23 protein-coding genes are annotated in these 21,332 nt (G+C 51.0%); 15 read left to right on the top strand and 8 right to left on the bottom strand.

The features are described 5' to 3' along the window. Window positions 1-103: 103 nt before the first annotated feature. Together ABD843_RS05095 and ABD843_RS05090 are read right to left on the bottom strand one after the other, a co-directional pair. Window positions 104-1,096, bottom strand: a complete 993-nt coding sequence (locus ABD843_RS05095) for an aspartate-semialdehyde dehydrogenase (protein ID WP_345079500.1) — start codon at window positions 1,094-1,096, stop codon at window positions 104-106. 117 nt (window positions 1,097-1,213) lie between these two features. After that, window positions 1,214-3,448 carry a carboxy terminal-processing peptidase gene (locus tag ABD843_RS05090; protein WP_345079497.1) on the bottom strand — a complete coding sequence of 745 codons (2,235 nt, stop codon included), beginning with the start codon at window positions 3,446-3,448 and terminating at the stop codon, window positions 1,214-1,216. Between the two features lie 144 nt (window positions 3,449-3,592). Between ABD843_RS05090 and aat the strand changes: the two genes are divergently transcribed. Genes aat through ABD843_RS05080 form a run of 3 tightly spaced genes read left to right on the top strand, consistent with a single transcriptional unit; the run spans window position 3,593 to window position 4,848 of the window. Then, the gene (gene aat, locus ABD843_RS05085; RefSeq protein ID WP_345079494.1) at window positions 3,593-4,240 is read left to right on the top strand and encodes a leucyl/phenylalanyl-tRNA--protein transferase; all 648 of its coding nucleotides are present in this window, start codon (window positions 3,593-3,595) and stop codon (window positions 4,238-4,240) included. A gap of 39 nt (window positions 4,241-4,279) precedes the next feature. Then, the gene (locus ABD843_RS16370) at window positions 4,280-4,465 is read left to right on the top strand and encodes a type II toxin-antitoxin system HicA family toxin (protein ID WP_425575668.1); all 186 of its coding nucleotides are present in this window, start codon (window positions 4,280-4,282) and stop codon (window positions 4,463-4,465) included. Window positions 4,466-4,470: 5 nt separating this feature from the next. After that, window positions 4,471-4,848, top strand: a complete 378-nt coding sequence (locus tag ABD843_RS05080) for a hypothetical protein (RefSeq protein ID WP_345079492.1) — start codon at window positions 4,471-4,473, stop codon at window positions 4,846-4,848. Window positions 4,849-4,910: 62 nt separating this feature from the next. On the opposite strand, the gene ABD843_RS05075 is transcribed toward ABD843_RS05080, so the two are convergent. Then, the gene (locus tag ABD843_RS05075; protein WP_345079490.1) at window positions 4,911-5,462 is read right to left on the bottom strand and encodes a hypothetical protein; all 552 of its coding nucleotides are present in this window, start codon (window positions 5,460-5,462) and stop codon (window positions 4,911-4,913) included. A gap of 240 nt (window positions 5,463-5,702) precedes the next feature. Between ABD843_RS05075 and ABD843_RS05070 the strand changes: the two genes are divergently transcribed. The 3 genes from ABD843_RS05070 (at window position 5,703) to ABD843_RS05060 (ending at window position 8,512) form a co-directional block, all read left to right on the top strand. Then, window positions 5,703-6,584: a UDP-2,3-diacylglucosamine diphosphatase gene (locus tag ABD843_RS05070; protein WP_345079486.1), complete on the top strand. Its 882-nt coding sequence runs from the start codon at window positions 5,703-5,705 to the stop codon at window positions 6,582-6,584. Between the two features lie 38 nt (window positions 6,585-6,622). Next, window positions 6,623-7,621 carry a glycosyltransferase family protein gene (locus ABD843_RS05065; protein ID WP_345079483.1) on the top strand — a complete coding sequence of 333 codons (999 nt, stop codon included), beginning with the start codon at window positions 6,623-6,625 and terminating at the stop codon, window positions 7,619-7,621. Between the two features lie 111 nt (window positions 7,622-7,732). Further along, window positions 7,733-8,512, top strand: coding sequence for a hypothetical protein (locus tag ABD843_RS05060; protein ID WP_345079480.1), 780 nt, complete (start codon window positions 7,733-7,735; stop codon window positions 8,510-8,512). A 7-nt stretch (window positions 8,513-8,519) separates the two neighbouring features. Here ABD843_RS05060 and ABD843_RS05055 read toward each other — a convergent pair whose 3' ends face one another. After that, window positions 8,520-9,392, bottom strand: a complete 873-nt coding sequence (locus ABD843_RS05055; protein ID WP_345079477.1) for a hypothetical protein — start codon at window positions 9,390-9,392, stop codon at window positions 8,520-8,522. 176 nt (window positions 9,393-9,568) lie between these two features. Here ABD843_RS05055 and ABD843_RS05050 point away from each other — a divergent pair, with 176 nt between their 5' ends. From ABD843_RS05050 to ABD843_RS05030, 5 genes are all read left to right on the top strand, one after another. Beyond that, window positions 9,569-10,762 (top strand): WG repeat-containing protein, encoded by a 1,194-nt coding sequence (locus ABD843_RS05050; protein ID WP_345079474.1) that lies wholly within the window; start codon window positions 9,569-9,571, stop codon window positions 10,760-10,762. Beyond that, window positions 10,701-11,708: a hypothetical protein gene (locus ABD843_RS05045; protein WP_345079471.1), complete on the top strand. Its 1,008-nt coding sequence runs from the start codon at window positions 10,701-10,703 to the stop codon at window positions 11,706-11,708. Before ABD843_RS05050 ends, ABD843_RS05045 begins: the two co-directional genes overlap by 62 nt. A 96-nt stretch (window positions 11,709-11,804) precedes the next feature. After that, complete coding sequence (locus ABD843_RS05040) at window positions 11,805-12,602, top strand: hypothetical protein (RefSeq protein WP_345079468.1); 798 nt, start codon at window positions 11,805-11,807, stop codon at window positions 12,600-12,602. Between the two features lie 82 nt (window positions 12,603-12,684). After that, window positions 12,685-13,707, top strand: a complete 1,023-nt coding sequence (locus tag ABD843_RS05035; protein WP_345079465.1) for a GHMP family kinase ATP-binding protein — start codon at window positions 12,685-12,687, stop codon at window positions 13,705-13,707. Between the two features lie 122 nt (window positions 13,708-13,829). Further along, complete coding sequence (locus ABD843_RS05030) at window positions 13,830-14,165, top strand: dihydroneopterin aldolase (RefSeq protein WP_345079462.1); 336 nt, start codon at window positions 13,830-13,832, stop codon at window positions 14,163-14,165. A 92-nt stretch (window positions 14,166-14,257) separates the two neighbouring features. On the opposite strand, the gene ABD843_RS05025 is transcribed toward ABD843_RS05030, so the two are convergent. Then, the gene (locus ABD843_RS05025) at window positions 14,258-15,613 is read right to left on the bottom strand and encodes a Fic family protein (RefSeq protein WP_345079459.1); all 1,356 of its coding nucleotides are present in this window, start codon (window positions 15,611-15,613) and stop codon (window positions 14,258-14,260) included. A gap of 205 nt (window positions 15,614-15,818) precedes the next feature. Between ABD843_RS05025 and ABD843_RS05020 the strand changes: the two genes are divergently transcribed. The 4 genes from ABD843_RS05020 (at window position 15,819) to ABD843_RS05005 (ending at window position 19,644) form a co-directional block, all read left to right on the top strand. After that, a complete protein-coding gene (locus ABD843_RS05020; protein WP_345079456.1) occupies window positions 15,819-17,333 on the top strand; it encodes a MiaB/RimO family radical SAM methylthiotransferase in 1,515 nt (504 codons plus the stop codon). Window positions 17,334-17,336: 3 nt separating this feature from the next. Further along, entirely contained in the window at window positions 17,337-17,699 is a 363-nt protein-coding gene (locus tag ABD843_RS05015) for a nucleotidyltransferase family protein (RefSeq protein ID WP_345079453.1), read from the top strand. Between the two features lie 17 nt (window positions 17,700-17,716). After that, entirely contained in the window at window positions 17,717-18,958 is a 1,242-nt protein-coding gene (locus ABD843_RS05010; RefSeq protein WP_345079450.1) for a sigma-54 interaction domain-containing protein, read from the top strand. 68 nt (window positions 18,959-19,026) lie between these two features. Continuing rightward, complete coding sequence (locus ABD843_RS05005) at window positions 19,027-19,644, top strand: hypothetical protein (protein WP_345079447.1); 618 nt, start codon at window positions 19,027-19,029, stop codon at window positions 19,642-19,644. Between the two features lie 81 nt (window positions 19,645-19,725). Here the strand turns inward: ABD843_RS05005 and ABD843_RS05000 are convergent, their stop codons facing one another. The 3 genes from ABD843_RS05000 to ABD843_RS04990 all read right to left on the bottom strand — a co-directional run. Beyond that, on the bottom strand, window positions 19,726-20,304 hold the full coding sequence (locus ABD843_RS05000) for a D-glycero-alpha-D-manno-heptose-1,7-bisphosphate 7-phosphatase (protein WP_345079444.1): 579 nt from the start codon (window positions 20,302-20,304) through the stop codon (window positions 19,726-19,728). Window positions 20,305-20,309: 5 nt separating this feature from the next. Continuing rightward, on the bottom strand, window positions 20,310-20,888 hold the full coding sequence (locus tag ABD843_RS04995) for a D-sedoheptulose-7-phosphate isomerase (protein WP_345079441.1): 579 nt from the start codon (window positions 20,886-20,888) through the stop codon (window positions 20,310-20,312). A 248-nt stretch (window positions 20,889-21,136) separates the two neighbouring features. Then, a partial coding sequence (locus tag ABD843_RS04990) for a T9SS type A sorting domain-containing protein (protein WP_345079437.1) occupies window positions 21,137-21,332 on the bottom strand: 196 nt, incomplete at its 5' end.

Below are 21,332 nucleotides of genomic sequence, written 5' to 3'. Positions count from 1 at the left end.
GACAAAATGATAGTGTGGTTTTGGACCGTGCCTACCGGAAGGTATTTCTGAACATATCATTGTCGCATTTCTTCCACATTGTCGCATTATTGCATTCAGCACATTAACCAAGCCAGCCGTTATTGTACAATAGCTTGGCTATCTGCACGGCATTGGTGGCGGCGCCCTTGCGCAGGTTGTCGGCCACTATCCAGCAGTTCAGGGTATTGGGCTGTGTCTCATCGCGGCGCATACGGCCCACGAACACCTCATCGCGCCCCTCGGCTTCTATAGGCATGGGATAGCCATTCATAGCAGGGTTATCCACCACTATCACGCCTGCCTGGTTGCTAAGCATCTCGCGAATATCGTTCAGGTCGAAATCGCGGTGCAGCTCTATGTTCACACTCTCGCTATGGCCGCCTACCACGGGTACACGCACAGTAGTGGCTGTCACCTTTACGCTATCATCACCCATTATCTTGCAGGTCTCCTGCGTCATCTTCATTTCTTCCCTGGTATAGCCATTCTCCATGAACACATCTATGTGCGGCAGCACGTTCATGTCTATACGGTGGGGATACACACTATTCGCAGCATTGCCTGCGCGCTGGTCCATCATCTCTTTTACGGCCTTTTGGCCTGTTCCGCTTACGCTCTGGTAAGTGCTTACCACCACGCGCTTTATGCCATAGACTCTATGAATAGGGTTCAGCACCATCACCATTTGTATGGTGCTGCAGTTGGGGTTGGCAATGATCATATCTTCGGGGGTCAGCACATCGCCGTTCACCTCTGGCACTACCAGCTTTATACCCGCCTTCATACGCCATGCCGATGAATTATCTACCACGCGACACCCTACCGCAGCGAACTGCGGAGCCAGTTCCAGCGAGGCACTGCCACCTGCCGAGAACAATGCCAGTGCAGGCTTCATGGCAATAGCAGTAGCAGCCGATACCACGGCATACTCCTTACCGGCATAGGTCACCTTTGTACCTACAGACCGCTCTGAGGCCACAGGTATCAGCTCTGTGACGGGGAAATTGCGCTCTTCCAGTATCTTCATCATGGTGCTGCCTACAAGGCCCGTGGCGCCTACTACTGCTACTTTCATTGTATGTACTTGTTAGGGTGCAAAGATAAACGATCCGCACCGCTCACCGGGTAGCAAAAAAAGCAACGGCCACCTCTTGTGGAGATGGCCGTTCGGATATCTGTCATCAGTGGTCTGTTATTTCATACCTGTGCCCATGTTCACCTTCATACCGCCCTTCTTTATATCGTTGATGATATTTACGGTCTCGGCTATATAGATGTCCTTGCCCAGGGCCTTCAGCCAATCTTTGTTCTTGGCCACAGATGCCGTATCCAGGTTTATCCTGGCCAGGTCTTCCTGTGGGTTGGTCACTTCCAGCAGGGTGGCGTTCTTCTGTAGTTCTTCCAACTTCTTCGATATGGAATTTGTCTCTTCCTGGTCCTTACGGTACTGGGTCTCGTTCAGCGATACTTTGTTCTCATCCCTCTTCTTCTTTATGAGGTGCGAGTTCTCGCTTATCAGCTTGAAGGTGGGATTGGCCGCTATACGCGCATTGCTCATAGCCACCACATCGTCCAGGTTCGATATGCTGTTGGCAGCCTTGTAAGACACCGCAGGCACCTCGTCCCATGGCAGCGCCGACTTGTTGTGGCGTTCGCCCAGCTCTTCATCGTCATAGCCATCGTATGGGTCCGGCATGTCTATATGCGGGCGTACACCTTTCAGTTGAGTAGAGCCTCCGTTCACACGGTAGAATTTCTCCATGGTCAGTTTCAGCGATCCCAGCGAGGCGTTCTCTTCGGCACCTGCACTGTTTGCCAGGGCCAGGCGCGTAGGCGCATCTATCATATCATCCAGCGATACCATCTTCTGCACGGTACCCTTGCCGAACGATGTAGAACCTACTATCACAGCGCGGCCATAGTCTTGCATGGCCGCGGCCAGTATCTCTGATGCCGATGCGCTGCTCTGGTCTATCATTATGGCCAGCGGGCCGCTATAGAGGGCTGTATCGTACCCGCGCGAACGCAGTACCGATGGTGAAGAATGGCCCGATTTCACCTGCACCACTGGACCACGGCCCACGAATATGCCGGACATTTCCACCACATCGTTCAGCGAGCCGCCGCCATTATACCTCAGGTCCAGTATGATGCCGGTAACGCCGGCCTCTTTCAGTTTCTTTACTTCTGCGGCCACGTCCTTGCTGCTGGTACGGCCGCTGGTGCCGTTGAAGTCGGCATAGAACTCAGGCAGATATATGAAGCCTACGGGGCCGTTCTTGCTCTGTATGATGGCCGACTTGGCGAAGGTCTCTTCTATCTCTACCACACCACGGGTGATGGGTATCACCTTCACGGCGCCATCGCTGCCTTTTACGGTCAGGCGCACCTCGGTGCCCTTTTCGCCGCGTATCAGCTTCACTACATCATCTATCTCGTAGCCCGATATGTCCACAGGTTCCTTATCGCCCTGGGCCACCTTCATTATCTCGTCGCCGGCCTTCAGTTGACCCTGTTTCCACGATGGGCTACCTATGATGATAGAGGCCACAGTGGTCTTGTCGTCGTTCTGGTTCAGGCGGGCGCCTATACCTACGAAGCTACCGCTCATGCGCTCGTCAAAAGCCTTCTTTTCTACCGGGGGGAAGTAAGACGTATGCGGGTCCTCGGTCTCGGTGAGCTTGTTCACATAAAATGCAAAACGCTCGTCCGACTTCACCTTGCGCAGGCGCTTCATATAGCGCTGGTTGCTTTTCAGCACGTCCTGGCGGGCCTTTGCTTCCAGCTCGGCATTGGTGAGTGTCTTTACATTGGCAGAGTCTTTGTTCTCTTTCTTCTTGTCCTGCTCGGTCTTCAGGTCCACATACTTTGCCAGTGCGCGGTATTTCAGGTGTTTGCGCCAGCGTTCGGCCACACTGTTCTCATCGGCAGCATAGTCGGCCTTTTCGGCGTTCAGCATCAGCGTCTCGGTCTCCTCGCCATGCGGGCCTTTCTCTGTGTTCAGCTGCACGGTCTCATTGGTATTGAAGTTGAACGGCTTTTTCAGGATGCTCTCATATATCTTCTCCGAAGCATCTACACGGCGCAGGTAGGCCGCCTCGAACGAGTCGAAGAACTCGGTAGAGCCTGCCAGTATCTGGTCGTCTATGCTGAACTCGTATTTTTTCAGCATATCGGCCTCGGCCTTGGTAAAGTAGAGTTTTTCGCCATCGAAGGCAGACATCATGCCCCTGTATACCCTGGCCGAAAAAGTATCGTCTATAGGGCGGGGAGAGAAATGTGCGGCCTGTATCGTCTTCAGCACGGTCTCCATCACCAGCGCGCGGCGCTGCTGTGTATTGCTACCCGCAGCATGTACATATCTGAAAGAGAAAAATGCGCCCAGCGCCACTATTACCATCAACGGTATCAGGATCTTATTCTTCATGAATTGCAACATAATAAATTACTTGGTATCTTCTTAAACAAATGTAGACCAATTCATGTTAATAAAAGTATAATCAAAAACCGCGCTGATGTTAAATTGCGGGGGATATTCGGCGTTACTTTTGCCCCCCAAAGATACCATCTGATGCGCCTCACCATTCTCGACGATAAGCTGTGGTTCCCGCCTGTAGAGAACGCCCTGCCCGATGGCTTGCTGGCCGCCGGTGGCGACCTCTCGGCCGACAAGCTGCTGCTGGCATACCGCAATGGCATATTCCCCTGGTACAACGAGGACGAGCCGCCCCTGTGGTGGTGCCCCGATCCCCGCTTTGTGCTGTACCCCGCCGGGCTGCGGGTGAGCAAAAGCATGCGGCAGGTGCTAAGAAGCGGCACGTTCGAGTTCAGGATGAATACCGGCTTTGCCCAGGTGATACGCCACTGCATGCAGGTGCCACGTCCCGGCCAGGATGGTACCTGGATAAGCCCCGATGTGGCGCATGCCTATACACAACTGCACCGGCTGGGCCATGCCCACTGTGCCGAGGCCTGGCAAGATGGGCAACTGGTGGGCGGCCTCTATGGTGTATGGCTGGGCAAGGTGTTCTTTGGCGAGAGCATGTTCAGCCGGGTGAGCAATGCCAGCAAATTCGCCTTTATCAACTGGGTACAGCACCTGCAACAGCATGGCGTACAACTTATAGACTGCCAGGTACATACCGCACACCTGCAAAGCCTGGGCGCAAGGATGATACCGCGAAAGGAATTTGTGGAGATGGTGCGGCAGTGGGTGTAGCAAGGAAACTGAAGTAATAAATTTATTACTTTTGTAAAAATGAAATCTGCGGAGCTCGTACGATTACTGAAACGCGATGGATGGTTCGTTGTAAGGCAAACAGGAAGCCATATGACAATGAAGCATCCTGTCAAAAAAGGTCAGATAGTTTGCCCTTATCATGGCAGCAGCGAAGTGGGTAAGGGCCTTGAGTTGAAGATCAAAAAAGACGCAGGGTTAATATAGTGACCATGAAGATCGAAATGATAGTAGAACGCACTAGGACGGGATATTCGGCATATGCTGCAAAACATCCTGTATATACCACAGGCAAAGACCTGGAGACATTGAAGAACAATATGATAGCGGCGCTGAACCTGTATTTTGAAGAAAAGGGCAAGACCATAAAAGAAGAAGACCTGAAAATAACACTGGAACTTTCTCAATTCTTCGAGTTCTATAAAGTGATCAATGCAAAAGCACTCTCGGAACGTATAGGCATGGATCAAAGCCTGCTGGCCCAATATATAAAGGGCATCAAAAAGCCATCTGCCACACAAACACAAAGAATATTGAAAGGTGTACAACAGCTGGGCAGTGAATTGGCTGCAGTACGCTTTCTGCTCTGATACACCATAACAGACAAAGAGGCTGGATTGCCCGAATTGAGTACATTTCTCAGCCTGTACAACTACCGTTCGAATACGATCGCAGACACCTGGTCTATGATGCGGTTATCGGAGGTCTCGCAGTGAACGGACATCTGGTAAATACCTGTATCAAAGGCTATCTTCCTTACAATGTCCGCGCTCAGTACCTGCCTGTATGTTACGGCATGGCAGTCGGTCTCCTTTTTGAATTTGTTCCTGCCATTGATAAGCGGATGGTCGATAAAATTGGCGCCTGCATGCAGGGTATCGCCACCCATAGGCAGCGGCCTGTCGAACGATATGGTCAGCGTGCTCCATTTTATGTCGTTCAGCCATTTTATGCATGCGGGCTGCATCGCATAACTCGTGCTGAGAAAGGGGTTGACGATAGGAGCAGAGCAATTGCTCGTGAGCTTCTGATAGGCTTCCAGAACAATGGTCATAGGCTTTGTACGCGGCGATACGCTATCTCTTTCTATATCGAACCGGGTATTCATATTGCAGATATAGCCATCGGCCTTGCCACAGGACATCATGATGGCGGCACCCATAACAGGCAGCACGAACAGGATAAAAAGAGTTTTGCGGAACATAGAAAGCAGCGTTTAGACACCAAAAATAAAGATATAAGATACCACATGGAGCCGGAAGGAACACAAGTGCGTTCCTGTTTCCAGCATTTGTCACCGATATTTTAAAGCGTGCACAGTTTAGTTACTATCAATTAATATGTTAAAATGTGTTCACTTAATATTCATTTAACTCCACATTCATGTTCTATTTATACGATATCCGTCATTTTGTATGACCAAATGCTCGTACCGAGACCATAAATGGCAAAAAGAGAAGTGGACATCGTGGTACTGTCCGACGTTCACCTGGGTACCTACGGATGCCATGCGGCAGAACTGCTTCGTTACCTGAAAAGCATAAAGCCCCGGGCCGTGATACTGAACGGCGACATCATAGACATATGGCAGTTCAGCAAGCGGTACTGGCCTGCCACCCATATGATGGTGGTAAAGCACCTCACCGGCCTGATGGCAAAGGACGTACCCGTATACTACATTCCCGGAAACCACGACGAGATGCTGCGCCGCTTCAAGGGTTTCAACCTGGGTGCGCTGAAGATAGTGAACAAGCTATCGCTGAAGATAGATAACAAGCGCGTATGGGTATTTCATGGCGATGTGTTCGATGTGGTGATGCAGAACAGCAAATGGCTGGCAAGGCTGGGAGCTGTGGGTTATGATACCCTTATCCTCATCAACCGCCTGGTGAATTTCATATCGCAGAAAATGGGCCGTGGCAAGCTCTCTTTCTCCAAAAAGATAAAGAACACTGTGAAGAGCGCGGTGAAATTCATCAACGATTTCGAGAAGACCGTATGCGAGATAGCCGCCGAGAACAATTACGACCATGTGATATGCGGCCACATACATCACCCGGAGATAAAGAAGGTGACCACGAAGAACGGCAGTGTCACCTACATGAACTCCGGCGACTGGATAGAGAACCTTACCGCACTGGAATATGACAATGGCCAGTGGCGCATCTACAGCTATGCCAACGACCCCGTGGCACAGGCCATAGACATTGGCAAGAACAAGAACAAACAGTCATCGAAAGAGATGATGGAAAGCCTGCTGCTGGAGCTGAACATGAAGCAGGGCCGCAACGACGAAAAAACACCCTCACTTGTGGCAGAAGGGTGATAACTTCGTGAACATCTTACCTTTAGCGAGCATACCTGATGAAGATATTATTTGCGATACAGGGCACCGGCAACGGGCACCTGAGCCGTGCACGCGATGTGTACCCCGAGCTGGTGAAACATGGCGATGTGGACGTACTGATAAGCGGCATACAGGGCGATGTGGATGTACCCTTCCCCGTGAAGTATAAGCGCTATGGCATGAGCTTCATCTTTGGCAAGAACGGAGGGGTGGACATTTGGGACACCGCGAAGCGGATGAAGCTCTTTCGGCTGCTGCGCGACATACGCACACTACCCGTAGAGCAGTACGACCTTGTGATCAACGATTTCGAGCCTATATCGGCATGGGCATGCAAACGCAGGAAGGTACCCTGCGTATCGCTGAGCCACCAGTATGCAGTACTGCACCCCGCCGCCCCACGCCCCGATAAGGGCGACCTGGTAGGCGAGCTGGTACTGCGGCGATATGCCCCTGTGATAGCGGGCTACGGCTTTCATTTCAAAGCCTATGGCGAGAACATTTATACACCCGTTATACGCCGCGAGATACGCGCCCTCACCCCTACCAACAAAGGCCATTATACCGTATACCTGCCAGCCTACAGCGATGAGACAATAGTAAAGCACCTCTCGCAGTTCCCCGAGGCGCAGTGGCAGGTATTCTCCAAGCACAACAAGCAGCCGTTCACCGCAGGCAATGTCACCATCAGCAAGATAGACAACAAAGCATTCGTAGAAAGCATGGCCTCAGCAGCAGGCGTGCTATGCGGCGCAGGCTTTGAAGGCCCCGCCGAGGCCATGTACCTGGGCAAAAAAGTACTGGTGATACCCATGCAGGTGCAGTACGAGCAGCAATGCAATGCCGCCGGGGCCGCATCTATGGGCGCTTCCGTAGCCAAAACGCTGGACACGCCTCACTACGACATCATACGCCGCTGGCTGGCCGAAGGCCGCCCCATACAGGCCGACTATCCCGATATGACGGCCGATATAATAGCCCATGTGATACGCACACATGGCCTCAAAACAAATTAGCGCTCCTGGCAAACCATCGGCCTACTATTAGCTGTCTTGATATTCAATAACCCGTTGAATATCAAGACATACCTATTTTATTCCAAAAAGAATATTTAATATTGACACCATATGAAAAATACCATCTCCCTTTTGCTGCTGTGCGCCGCCGCACTCGGCTCCTGCAAGAAGAACGACCTGCCTGCGCAGTCGTTCCAGTATACCAATGGCTACAACCTCACCATGTCCGAGTCGTGGGACGGTAAGCTGCGCCTGCTCATAAAGTCCAATACCGACCTCAATTGCCTGAACTACGGCGTAGGTCATACCCTTACCATAGGCAGCAATACCGTAGACCTGAAGGTAAGCGGCGTATCGGCGCCGGCCACCTGCTCATCGGGCAATGGCCCGGCCACAGATACCCCATCGCTGGGCATACTGGGTGTAAAGACCTACAACCTTACCATAAGCTGCGATGGCTCAGATAAGGCAGGCACCCTTACAGTTAGCAACAGTAAATACACCATCAGCTATCCCGGTGGCAACAATATAACCTTCACCAACAGCGACCTGAACCGCATACCCGACAAAACACTTTGGGGCACCATAGACTATGCCAGCGGCTATGCGGCTGTAGCCGATACCTTCCTCGATTCGCTGGAGTATTATGGCGCTGCCGATTTCACAGGCCCGCTGGTATCATACACCAGCCTTACCGCCTATGCAGGCAATACCTTCACGCATGAGAAGGACCCCTCTATGCCACGGCCATACAAGAATTTCATTTATACTTTCTCCGGCGTCACCAGCGACATCACCACCCTCGTGAACCGCTTCAAAAGGTATGGCGACAATGTGAAGATAGCCCTCACCACCGATCACCAGTTCTTCGGCACAGGTACCGGCTGGTGATGCTGCCTTACTCCTCTGTCATGGCCTTTACCGCCCAGTGCTGCGGATAGCGTTCGCGCAGGCGGTTCAGCATTTTTTGCTGTTGTTTGGTATTCTCTTCCAGCCTGTAGGCATATATCTGCAGTGGTACAGAATCGGGGTAGAGTTCCAGCGCTTTTTCCAGGTGAATGCGTGCGGCATCCATCATATGTGCGCGTATCAGCGCCTCGCACATATACACCTGCACTATGGCGGGTATCCTGCCATACAGGGTGGTGCATTCTTCGGCCAGGGCCTTCATATAGGCTATACCCAAGCGCGGATCGGCAACGCGGTGGTGCTGCTCGTGGTAGCGGCCCAGCGCCTGGTAGTTATCGAACAGCAATATGATGTGGCGGTTGGGCATGGTCATATCCACCTTGTACCGCTCATACTGGTCCGATAGTTGCTCATCCACACGCGTCTCGTTTCCCTGTAGCACATTGTTGTACATACGGTCCAGCACTGCCAGTACGGCCGTGTCGCGCGGCCTCACTACCGTATGCCGCTTTATGGCCCATACGGGCAGCAGGAAGGGTTCTATGGGCATTCCCAGTTTACCATCTCCATCGTTATCGAAGAGAAATACCGTATCGGCCGGGAGGTACGCGCCTACCAGCGATGTATCGTGCAGGGCCAGGAACACCACATCACAGTCCAGCGGAAAAGGCTTGTCGCATACGAAGAGCATGTTCTGCCCCTCGGCCCACGGCGATAGTGGCGGCGCCTGTATATAATACCTGGGCGATAGCTTTTTGTATACCTCTTTTATATTGCCGCCTGTAGCCACCTGTGCCTTTGCTGCCGGTATGGCCAGCGCCATCATCAATATGGCTATACAGTATCTCAGTTTATTGTTCATTGCGCTCTAAGGTACGAATGTCTGAAAAATGCCTGCGAACAGGCCTATGCACAGAACTTCATTTTTTATCCGAATTTTATATGCATTATACCCAAGGCCGGGCGACCGTTATCCGTCCTTATAAGCAGATGATACACCTTATCCGTTACCTTCTTATCGCGATCCTGTTTTGCACCATGGCGGCGCAGGCGCAGCAGCCCCGTCTCATACCCTACAGGCAAAAAGACCTGTGGGGCTACTGCGATAGCAGCAGGCGTATCGTCATCGCCCCGCAATGGCAGGAGGCAAAGCTCTTTTACCACCACATGGCGGTGGTGCGCAAAGACAGCGCCTATTGCCTCATAGACACACTGGGGCGCTACATCATACCACCGTCGCGCCACTGGAACGGCATATTGAGAAGGAACCTGGACAACGCGCTGCTGAACTGCCATAACGATGCAGGCCAATGGGGATATATAGACAGTGCCAACAACGTAGTGATACCCCTGCTGTACGACAGTACCAAAGCACGCTTCCGCCATGCACAGTATACACGGCATAGTTTTCTTATAGCCAGCATAAAGGGCAGGTATGGCGTACTGCGCAATGATGGGCATGCGCTCATACCCTTCGAGATGGAGGAGATAGAACTGCTGGAGATGTTCCACTGGAACAAGTATGCCTACTTCAAAGTGCGCCGCAATGGGCGGTATGGCATTGTAGATACTGCAGGCCGCTATATAGCGGCACCGGTATACAAAGACATTACGGCACTGAGAGTACGGGACTATAACCCCGATCAAGAGTCCACACCCACCAAATACTACTACCAGTATCGCCAGGGTGGCTCAGACCTGCACTACCCGGCACCACAGCCTACAAAATATCCCTTCTTCATTACGGTAAGCGATACCGGTACAGGCGTAATAGACCTTACAGGCAAGGTACTGATACAGCCCCGCTACAGCAGGATAAAGCACCAGAACGATATATATCCTGAAGGCTTCATCATATACCGGCAGGATACCGCCGGCTTTGTAGACATGCTGGGCAACCTGATGGTGCAGCCTGTGGTACCACCACCCTATAGCTATGGCGCTATGCGCCCCGAAAGACTGAACGCCACCACCACGGTACTTATGGTACATGGCGCATGGCTCTTTGGCAGCGATGGCAGGCTACTGCTGGCCACGCACTACGACAAAATAGAAAGGAACGAAAAAGACCAGTTGATAGCGCACGTCTATTACAACAATGCCGCACAGGTAATGCGCAGATACCCCAATGCCGAAGACTGGCATGGCCGCATATACCGCAGAAGCCGTTATGGCCCGCTGGATCCGGAGAACGGCTACAGGCCGCTGGCGCAAAAGCGAGCAAGAGCTTGATCCCTACTGGAATCCGCGCGAAAGCTGGAGCTGTGGCGGATCTAACAGGGGCTCAGTGCATTGGATCACCGACGAGCTGGGCATACCCGATGTGTACGGCAGCCGATACTTCGTAAAGGATGGGCAGAAATTCGAGTCCATACACATAGCAGAGCGCTACCACACACATCCGAATGGGGGTATGGCTCGCTATTTTACCGTACGCGCACGCACCCCCGATAGCGCTATGCTCTATGCCATAGTAGACACAGGGCGCAACTATATCGTTGCTCCGGGGCCGGGGCCTATGCCACTGGCCATAGACAGGGAATATGGCCTTATGATAGCCAGGCAGAATAGCCTGTACGGCATTATAGATACTGCCTGGCGTACACGCCTGGCCTTTCAGCCACGGCAGATAGCATTTCCGCTGCCCTACAACGGCCGCTGCTATGCGCTTATAGATACCGCCATTGGCAATGGGTTCATGATAATAGACAGTGCGGGCCGCGAGATAAAGACTTTCCGCAATAAGGAGTTCGACAACAGTCTACTGCCAAAGGGTGTGGCCGCATATGGCACGCCCTACACCGGCCGCTGCGTGATGGTGACGGACAGCAACGGCAACAAAGCAGTGATGGCCCCCGATGGCAAGCTACAATATCCCGCCATCGCCTATAAGTACAAAGACCTCATTTCGCTGGGCAATAGCCATTTCATGGCCGGGGATATGCTGCTGAACGGGCAAGGTAAAGAACTGTTCAGCGGGCTGCGGTTCCCGGCCGCACCGACTCCGCTTACGCTGCACCATTCCACCGTCATGATAGACGCAGAAGAGCTGTACTACGATGCTTCCGGCGCCAACATGTTGCAGCGTATAGAATATCGCCTGCCCGGCACAAAGGCCACACAATACCTGCTGGTATCACCGCGGGGCCATATATATGCCGATGCATTAGGACAATAATTCATCTAAGAATACGTTAATTTGCAATATCTTGGCATAGCAGAATACTATATGGGTAATACCTTTCACGCCCATTCATCACAAAAACACCATTTTATGAGACAGACCACACTGCTCCTTTTATTCGTTGCCTGTACCCTGGCCGCGTGCCGCCGCACACCGCCCGAACCGCCCACCATCAAGGTACCATACAATGGCCAGTACGAGGTGATCATGCACGAATGGCGCGCCATGAAGAAACTGTCCCTAGAAGTGAGCACTACAGAGGTGCTGAACTGCAATAATTATTACATATCACCCGCCGACAGCAGGCTCGACCAGGGAACCATAAGGCTTTCCCTGCAGGGTCTTTCGATAAGAGGTGGTTGCGAACCCGGAAGGGATAATGCGCGTACCGATGCTCAGTACGAGCTTGCCAATGGGGTATACCCATTGTCTATAGTGAACAATGGTGTCACTATGTATGGCTCTGTCACCGTCACCGATAGCGCCTTCATAGTGTTCTACGATGGGGGCAATAATGTGACATTCATCAACAAGGTGCTGCGCAGGCTGCCAAAGAATACCGTACTGGGTGTCATATATAGCTTCGACAGTACAGCATTCGCGCATACGCAAAGCTTCATCGATTCCCTGGTATACTATGGTGCGCAGCCCTTCGTAGGCGAGGCCGTGCAGTACGACCGCATAACGGTATTGCCGGGCAATACTTTCACCAAGGAGGACGATGCAAAGCGAACAGAATACTACCGCAACTTCATATATACCTATGCGGGAAAGGTGGACGACCTGAAGCAGCTTGCCCGCAGGTACAACGACCGCACCAATGGTCAGTTGTCCATTTACATGGAAGACCCTGATGGAAATATCATTAACTCCTACGCTATAGACTAGGTCTAGCACTGCCGTCGCAAATGCGTGCCGTATACCATAGAGGTCATACCGCACGCATTTATTCATTAATTTAGCCCTGTTTATGATATACAGAAGCAAAGCGCCACTGCGCATAGGCCTGGCAGGCGGCGGTACCGATGTAAGCCCCTACTGCGATATATATGGAGGCGCCATACTCAATGCCACCATATCGCTCTATGCCACGGCCACTATAGAGCCGCTGGCTATACGCGAGGTGATAATAGAGGCCACCGACAGGAATGAGAGCATCACCTACCCGCTGGCCGAGCAACTGCCTATAGATGGTACGCTGGACCTCGCGGCCGGTGTGTACAACTATGTGGTAGCCAAATACGGGCTGGTACCATCGGGCTTCCGTATCACTACGCATGTCGATGCGCCTGCAGGCTCGGGCCTCGGCAGCTCATCTACACTAGTGGTGGCCCTGCTGGGCGCATTTGCCGAATGGATGAATCTGCCCCTGGGCGACTATGATATAGCACAGGCGGCCTACGATATAGAACGTGTGGACCTGGGCATGGCAGGCGGCAAGCAAGACCAGTATGCCGCCACCTTTGGCGGGGTGAACTTCATGGAGTTCTACGACAGCAATAAAGTAATAGTGAACCCCCTGCGCATTAAACCCGAATACCTGTACGAGCTGGGCAATAACCTGCTGCTCTACTTCACGGCCACCAGCAGGCTGTCATCTACCATCATAGAGGCGCAGAGCAAGAATGTGACCGATAAGGACCAGCGGTCCATAGAGGCCATGCACCACCTGAAGGAACAGGCGCAGATGATGAAGGAGGCCGTACTGAAAGGCAACATACACGAGATAGGCAGCATACTCGATTATGGCTTCCGCTTCAAGAAGCAGATGGCCAAGGGCATCTCCAACGACTCGCTGGACGAGATATATGAGGCAGCTCTTAAAGCAGGCGCTACAGGCGGCAAGATATCGGGCGCGGGCGGCGGTGGGTTCATGATGTTCTACTGCCCGGCCAATACCCGCTATGCCGTGCAGCAGACCCTGCAGGCCTTTGGCGGCAGCATCAGCCCCTACCAGTTCACCGAAAGAGGATTGTTCACCTGGCGCATCTGAAATAAATAACGAGTACTATGCCACATGAAGATATTGCATACAACAGACACCAGCACTGTGCCTCCCAACAGGCCATCTCCTCCCCTTTGGGGAGGCCGGGAGGGGCTTAACCAAGACGACCCATGCTCACTGTATCGCTTCATAAGATAGTAGTAAAGGCGCCCATAGGCCTCTACCCCGAGGAATGGACCCGCGACAACACCTTCGAGACCGATGTGGATATATGGCTGCCCGATGCGCAGCCGTGGCCATTTGCCGATTACTCGCTGATGCACAAGGCCGTGCACGATGTATTTGCCATACCCGGCCAGCGGTTGCTGGAAACCCTGGTACAGGGTATTCACGCAGCCACATATGAGCTTTTCCCTATGGCGCAGAAAGTGCGCATAGCCGTGCGCAAGATGCACCCACCTCTGGCCGGCGAGGTGGGCTATTCGCAGGTATGCTATGAAATGTAAATAGGAAAATTGGAAGGCACAGACCAAAAGAGCTTCAAAAGAAAGTGGTCAAATGTGGTTGGTAATTTTAAGCAGGACATATAGTTAAGAGATTAGCTTCCTCCATTTTCAATTACTTTTTCAATATTGTTAAGAAACCAATTACCAACATGGTCTACGATATGCATTATCTCATTCTTGCTCAAGGTCTGATCATAAAGCTTGCTGATACTTTTTTTCAGGCCTGTACATTCTATTTCATATGCATTCATATGAAATAGAAATTTGATCTCACCACCATTATAATTGGTGTTATTCTGAACTGAGCGTAGCCGAATAAAGCTGACCATGAGTTTTATCTCAGTTATAAGCGTTCCCTTCTTTAACGATGCCGCCAACTGTTCTTTATAAAACTGATCAAACGTCTCGCTCATTGAAATTCCCTGTTTACCTGTGCCTGTAGCAGCTATATGCACACTTCTAGAAAAGAAAAAAGTATCAAACTCCTTGAGCTTATTTTCCCATTCTATTGCAATGGGAGCTATTACATCTCTTGCTACAGAACGTATTACTTCAATACTACGCTTCAGCTCAACCCTATTATCCGACACCTGCGCGATCTTTCGCTTAAGTTGAGCCAATTTCTTATCCAAATCTCCTACTTCATCAATATTTTCTCCATTCGCTGCCTTAATAGCTAATTCTAATGACCATATCACTTGTTGTGCAACATAATCGATGAAAACTTCATGATCCCCTATATCAGCTCTATTTAGTGCATGTAAATAATTCACCTTTTCACTAGATCTAATTATGACCGGAGGCAGATCGTTACGGAACATTACATAATTCATTAAAAGTCGGGATATTCTTCCATTACCATCATCAAAAGGATGTATCCTCACGAACTTATAATGCAACATAGCGGCCAAAACAACAGGGTGTAAAGATCCTTCCTCACTTCTATACCAATCTATCAGTTCCTGCATTAATATTGGCACATCAGAGGGTCTTGCATATTCGAATACTTCACCATTCTGCAATCGCACAGAGTTGGGATATTCTTTATAATCTCCCACTTTTATCATTCTTCGGGTTAAATTCCCTTCTGGAGTAATTGCATCTTTCCAGAACGGACGGACCAATATTATTTCGTTTAGGTTTTTTATATCACGCTCTGTCAATGGTCGTTCTTTATCTTTAGCCCATTCTTCCACCATCTGGAAAGCGAGATCATGTGCGTTCATCTCCTCATATTCACGCATTGTATGACTGCCCTTTGTATCACCTAGTATCAACAATAATTCTGTCTCTCCGTATGTTAAAGTATTCCCCTCAATATGGTTAGAATTGTAATTGAACTCAAGACGAAATTTTTTAGTCAGCCTTTGCCTATCTGCTGGGTCCATAGGCAACAATTCTCGTAATTGTTTAGTCAGTATATCTACTTTATTTAATGAAGTTATCATGAGTTTAATTCCTTTCTTCTAAAAATTATTCTACAACAGATCTGCTGGGCTCAAATCTATTGTAGAATAACTAAGTTACAAAAGTCATTATCGAATGTCAAAAGAGCATGCAAACTTTGAACTCTTTTACATATCTCGGCCTATACTAACAATATACCTTTTATTCATTTCTCGTACCTTTGCCCATTAAGGAAGATCGGAAATTATGGCAGAAACACTGCAACAACGTCACACCGAGTTATACAGGAAGGACGTAGAGGAGACAAGGCAGGGAGAGGCATATGCGCCTTTCGCGGGAGACCCGAACTCATTTGATAAAAAATTCTACATCGAAAGCTATGGCTGCCAGATGAATTTCAGCGATAGTGAGATAGTGGCATCTATACTGCACGAAGAGGGCTTTGGCGCTACGCGCAACTTCGAAGAGGCCGACCTGGTGCTGCTCAACACCTGCTCCATTCGTGAGAAGGCCGAGCAAACGGTGCGCAACCGCCTGTTGTCGTTCCGCAAGGTGAAAGAGCAGAACCCCGGCATGCTGATAGGGGTGCTGGGCTGCATGGCCGAGCGACTGAAGGCAAAATTCCTGGAGGAAGAGAAGCTGGTAGATATAGTAGTAGGCCCCGATGCCTACCGCAGCCTGCCGGGCCTCATCACCGAGGCCGAAGGTGGCCAGAAGAGCGTGAACGTACTGCTGAGCCGCGAGGAGACCTATGCCGACATATCGCCGGTGAGGCTGGATAGCAATGGCGTGACCGCCTTTGTAAGCATCATGCGCGGCTGCAACAATATGTGCAGCTTCTGCGTAGTGCCCTTCACCCGTGGCCGCGAGCGCAGCCGCGATGCCGTGAGCATAGTAGCCGAGTGCCGCGACCTCTTTGAAAAAGGCTATCGCGAGGTGACACTGCTGGGCCAGAACGTGGATAGCTACTACTATAGCCCCTCCCCGGCCCTCCCCCGAGGGGAGGGAGATGTTTCGCAAACATCTGAAAATGAGGGGAAAGCCTCCCCCTCGGGGGGAGGTTTGGAGGGGGCTGTAGACTTCGCCCTGCTGCTGGAGCGTGTGGCCCTCATATCGCCCCTGCTGCGCATCAGGTTCAGCACATCGCACCCCAAAGACATTACCGACGATGTGCTGCACACCATGGCGCGGTACAACAACATTTGCAAATACATACACCTGCCGATACAGAGCGGCAATACCCGCATACTGCAGCTCATGAACCGCACCTATACGCGCGAGTGGTACCTGGCCAAGGTAAAACGCATACGCGAGATAATGCCCGACTGCGGCCTGAGCACCGATGTGATATCGGGTTTCTGCACCGAGACCGAGGAAGAGCACCAGGATACGCTCTCCATCATGGAGCTGTCCCGGTTCGATATGGCATATATGTTCTCTTACAGCGAGCGACCCGGCACCCTTGCCGCCCGCCGCTACCAGGACGACATACCCGAAGATGTGAAGAAACGCAGGCTGATAGAGATAATAAACCTGCAGAACAGCCATTCGCGCGATAGCTATAAGGCCGATATAGGTAAGACCTTCGAGGTACTGATAGAGGGCGATAGCAAGCGCAGCGACCTGCACTGGTATGGCCGCAACTCGCAGAACAAGGTAGTGGTGTTCCCCAAGAACGAAAGGCCACTGCAGAAAGGCGACTATGCCACCGTTACCATCAGCAGCGCCACATCGGCCACGCTGATGGGAGAAATGATGTAGACCATGATAGCGCTTATAGAAAATAACATACAAGCCATCAGGGATGTTTGCAAAAAGCATCACGTCAGGTCTTTGTATCTTATAGGCAGCACTACGCGACCTGACCACTTCAATGACAGTAGCGACATAGACCTGTTATACCGCTTCAGGAAGGAAGACATACCCGAAATGGACTATGCCGACAATTATTTCGACCTGCTTTTCACCTTGCAGGATATGCTGGGAAGAAAGGTAGATCTCGTGGCCGAGGAAAAAATGCGGAACCCATTTTTTATCAAAAGTATCGATAGGGATAAGCAATTGATATATGCCAATAACAATGTTCAGGCAGCAGCTTTCTACTTTCGACCATATACTTTCTACTAACTACTATCTACTAGGGAATGGATATTCAAAGCATAAAGAACAGGTTCGGTATCATAGGCAATTCGCCTGCGCTGAACCATGCACTCAATACAGCGGTACAGGTGGCCAATACCGACCTCTCTGTACTCATAGCGGGCGAAAGCGGTGTGGGTAAGGAGGTCTTCTCCATGATCATTCATGCGCTCTCTCCGCGCAAACACAATCCATTCATAGCTGTGAACTGTGGCGCCATACCCGAGGGCACTATAGACAGTGAGCTCTTCGGGCACGAAAAGGGTTCGTTCACCGGTGCGGTAGATAGCCGCAAGGGTTACTTCGAAACCGTGAATGGCGGTACCATATTCCTGGATGAGATAGGTGAGATGCCGCTGGGCACACAGGCACGCCTGCTGCGTGTACTGGAGACCGGCGAATTCATACGCGTGGGTTCATCGAAGGTGCAGAAGACCGATGTGCGTGTGATAGCCGCTACCAACCGCGACCTGCTGGACTCTACCTCGCAGGGACGCTTCCGCGAGGACCTCTACTATCGCCTCAGCACAGTGCCCATCCGTGTACCTGCTCTGCGCGACAGGAAAGAGGATATCCCCCTACTGTTCCGCAAGTTCGCCGGCGATTTCGCAGAACGCTATAAAACACAGTCGGTGCAGCTGGATGCAATAGCGCAGCAGGTGCTGGTCAATTACCCCTGGCCCGGGAACGTGCGCGAGCTGAAGAACATTGCCGAGCAGATATCTGTGCTATCTACCGACAAGTACATCACTGCCGATGCGCTGCAGCGTTTCCTGCCCCAGCATGCCGACCGCTCGCGCAGCCTGGCAGTGGTATCGGCATCCGGCACACCCGCTATGGGTGGCAATTCCGACTTCCGTACCGAACGCGATATACTGTACAAGATCATCTTCGACCTGAAGAAGGATATGAACGATCTGAAGCAGATGATATTCGATGTGGCACAGCACCAGGGCTATACACCCGTAGAGCCATCAGGCACGGGCAACCTGGTACCTGTATACAACGAGCCGGAGCATACCAATGCACCCATCAATTACAACGCCACCACCACACCCATCCTCATAGAGCCCAACACCCGGCACGAGGAAGTAGAAGAGACCCTGCTGCTGGCCGACAGGGAGAAGGAATATATTACCAAGGCGCTGCGCAAACACAAGAGCCGCCGCCGCGATGCGGCCGCAGAGCTGGGCATATCCGAGCGAACACTCTACCGCAAGATAAAAGAGTACAACATAGACGAATAAATAAAAGAGGCTTTGAAGCCTCTTTTTCATTTGAGAGATACCACCATCTTTTGTATGTTGCACACCTTATGAAAAAAATACTCATGGGCCTGTTGCTCATATCCGGTCTTTGTTCCTTCAAAAAAGACAAGAACGAAAAGCCTGAACCTGCCTTCTCTAAAGGTTCTATCACTGCCATCGGGGCCTATGGTCTGCCGGGCGCGCTTTGGAAAGAACCAACGGCAACCCGTGGTGTTACGCGCGGTTGCCTCATTGCCGGTGGCGAATACCAGGTGGCCCGTTGGTTCAGCGCAGGCTTACTATATTCCTACTACAATTCGGGTACCGGCATGCAGCAATGGCAAGACCCCCGTAACGGCACTATCTACTTGCAAGACACTTGGTCGCGCGATCATGCATTTACAGCAACTGCCGACTTCTACTACCTGAATAGGAGTAAGATATGTATAGGATCGGGCGTTGGGATCGCAATACACCACACCCGATCTTCAATGCATTTTATTGATAGCATGGGCGTCTCTATCTACAAGACATTCCGCCCATATAACCTTTTAGATCTGGGGATACGCCTGGTACATGCCAAAGTAAGAATAACAGATAATTTCGGAGTGTTCGGTGGCATGCATGTATGCCCGGGCGCACAGTATGCCATAGGAGCCCACTATACCTTTGCTGCACACAAATAATGCAGTAATGTAAAATGGCTGTCTCAAGGTTCCTGAGACAGCCATTTGTTATTGATCCTATGTTGCTCCTGTATGGAGGTATCAGCTTATCATTTCGGCCGGTTCCAGCGTGTTTGACCATGCCTGTAGCGAGCCGTACTGCTCGTCCACAAGGTCGTTTGGCAGTTCTACAGGGTCGTGCTTGGTGGTGAGGAATACGGTATGCATGTTCAGCCTTTTGCCGAATTCCATATCGCTCATGCTATTGCCCACCATCACACTCTTCCTGAATTCTATCTCTGGAATATCTTCCTGCGCCTGCATACCCATACCTACGTTAGGTTTGCGGTTGTGGTCGTCATCGTTCACGGCCGTGCAGTTGTATACTTTATCTATACGGCCACCATGTTCTGCCACTGCATCGCGCAGGTTGGCGCTTATCTCCCATAGTGCATCCATGGTCATTATGCCACGGCCTACACCCCGCTGGTTGGAGACCACCACTATTCTGCCGAACATCTTTGACAGCGCTTTTATGGCATCCTTCGCACCATCATGGAACTGGAATTCCTTCCACGATGTTATATATGATCCTACCGATTCAATGTTTATTACGCCGTCCCTGTCTAGAAATAATGTCCAGCTCCTGTCTATATCGGGCTTTTGCTCTAAGAGGTTCATTTTGGTCATTTTTTAAATAATTCCGATTCCACAAGCTCGCAGATGATGTGCCCCACCATTATATGGGATTCCTGTATCCTGGGCGTGTCGTTGCTTGGAACATTTATTAGGTGATCGCACATCGACCTGAGCTTTCCCCCGCCCTCACCGGTAAATACTACAATGATCATACCAATTTTTCGCGCCTCTTCCACTGCTTTGATAATATTAACAGAATTTCCCGAAGTGCTAAGGCCTACCAGCACATCTCCAGGGCGGCCTGTACCCTTTATTATCCTGCTGTATACCACGTCATAACCATAGTCGTTGGCCACGGCCGTCATATAAGAAGAGTTGCAGTGCAGCGCCTCTGACGGCAGCGGATCCCTATCTGTATAGAACCTTCCGCTGAACTCGGCCGCCAGGTGCTGTGCATCGGCAGCGCTGCCGCCATTGCCACAGAAAAGCACTTTATTACCATTAGAGAAAGCGGTCACCATTGCCTGTGTCACCTGCTCTATGGTATCCATCAGCACCGCATCGTCCATCAGCTTCTGCTTCGTATCGATGGATGCTTTTATTATTTCTTTTATCCTGTTTTTCATCTCTATATGCTCAAAAATACCCTGTTCTTGCGAAGATCAGAAAAAATGTGTTGCAAAGATGTGAAATACTTTTCCACAGCATATGTCGGTGTCATTGTTCATATTTAACACATGCGTTATGGTGGTAAAAAGGCCAGTTCTGCCGCAGGTGTTCATTTTTTTCCATACTTGCCCTGCATTGCCTCACCCCCTTAAAGCAAGACAGGCTGCCTAATGGCAGCCTGTCGCTTTTATTGCTATCAGTGATATTATTGCTTCACTACGAAGTGGAACGCTTTGCGCTCTGCACCTATGCTCATGTTCAGCATGTACATGCCGTTGGCAAGGGTGTTGGTCAGCTCTATGCGTGCTTCCAGTGTACCGCCTTTGGCAACTGTGCTGCCACGGTATACCACCTGGCCCAGCATGTCCGTCACCTCGAACGTAACCGCCTCATCGGCCCTT

This window comes from Nemorincola caseinilytica (genome assembly GCF_039540515.1).
In the GTDB taxonomy this organism is placed as follows: domain Bacteria; phylum Bacteroidota; class Bacteroidia; order Chitinophagales; family Chitinophagaceae; genus Nemorincola; species Nemorincola caseinilytica.
This window is presented reverse-complemented; position numbering and strand designations above follow the sequence as displayed.

Bases quoted from the DNA above. Each gene is read 5' to 3' on its own strand.
- ABD843_RS05095 (WP_345079500.1), bottom strand. From the start codon at position 1,096: ATGAAAGTAGCAGTAGTAGGCGCCACGGGCCTTGTAGGCAGCACCATG.
- ABD843_RS05090 (WP_345079497.1), bottom strand. From the start codon at position 3,448: ATGAAGAATAAGATCCTGATACCGTTGATGGTAATAGTGGCGCTGGGC.
- aat (WP_345079494.1), top strand. From the start codon at position 3,593: ATGCGCCTCACCATTCTCGACGATAAGCTGTGGTTCCCGCCTGTAGAG.
- ABD843_RS16370 (WP_425575668.1), top strand. From the start codon at position 4,280: ATGAAATCTGCGGAGCTCGTACGATTACTGAAACGCGATGGATGGTTC.
- ABD843_RS05080 (WP_345079492.1), top strand. From the start codon at position 4,471: ATGAAGATCGAAATGATAGTAGAACGCACTAGGACGGGATATTCGGCA.
- ABD843_RS05075 (WP_345079490.1), bottom strand. From the start codon at position 5,462: ATGTTCCGCAAAACTCTTTTTATCCTGTTCGTGCTGCCTGTTATGGGT.
- ABD843_RS05070 (WP_345079486.1), top strand. From the start codon at position 5,703: ATGGCAAAAAGAGAAGTGGACATCGTGGTACTGTCCGACGTTCACCTG.
- ABD843_RS05065 (WP_345079483.1), top strand. From the start codon at position 6,623: ATGAAGATATTATTTGCGATACAGGGCACCGGCAACGGGCACCTGAGC.
- ABD843_RS05060 (WP_345079480.1), top strand. From the start codon at position 7,733: ATGAAAAATACCATCTCCCTTTTGCTGCTGTGCGCCGCCGCACTCGGC.
- ABD843_RS05055 (WP_345079477.1), bottom strand. From the start codon at position 9,392: ATGAACAATAAACTGAGATACTGTATAGCCATATTGATGATGGCGCTG.
- ABD843_RS05050 (WP_345079474.1), top strand. From the start codon at position 9,569: ATGGCGGCGCAGGCGCAGCAGCCCCGTCTCATACCCTACAGGCAAAAA.
- ABD843_RS05045 (WP_345079471.1), top strand. From the start codon at position 10,701: ATGGCCCGCTGGATCCGGAGAACGGCTACAGGCCGCTGGCGCAAAAGC.
- ABD843_RS05040 (WP_345079468.1), top strand. From the start codon at position 11,805: ATGAGACAGACCACACTGCTCCTTTTATTCGTTGCCTGTACCCTGGCC.
- ABD843_RS05035 (WP_345079465.1), top strand. From the start codon at position 12,685: ATGATATACAGAAGCAAAGCGCCACTGCGCATAGGCCTGGCAGGCGGC.
- ABD843_RS05030 (WP_345079462.1), top strand. From the start codon at position 13,830: ATGCTCACTGTATCGCTTCATAAGATAGTAGTAAAGGCGCCCATAGGC.
- ABD843_RS05025 (WP_345079459.1), bottom strand. From the start codon at position 15,613: ATGATAACTTCATTAAATAAAGTAGATATACTGACTAAACAATTACGA.
- ABD843_RS05020 (WP_345079456.1), top strand. From the start codon at position 15,819: ATGGCAGAAACACTGCAACAACGTCACACCGAGTTATACAGGAAGGAC.
- ABD843_RS05015 (WP_345079453.1), top strand. From the start codon at position 17,337: ATGATAGCGCTTATAGAAAATAACATACAAGCCATCAGGGATGTTTGC.
- ABD843_RS05010 (WP_345079450.1), top strand. From the start codon at position 17,717: ATGGATATTCAAAGCATAAAGAACAGGTTCGGTATCATAGGCAATTCG.
- ABD843_RS05005 (WP_345079447.1), top strand. From the start codon at position 19,027: ATGAAAAAAATACTCATGGGCCTGTTGCTCATATCCGGTCTTTGTTCC.
- ABD843_RS05000 (WP_345079444.1), bottom strand. From the start codon at position 20,304: ATGAACCTCTTAGAGCAAAAGCCCGATATAGACAGGAGCTGGACATTA.
- ABD843_RS04995 (WP_345079441.1), bottom strand. From the start codon at position 20,888: ATGAAAAACAGGATAAAAGAAATAATAAAAGCATCCATCGATACGAAG.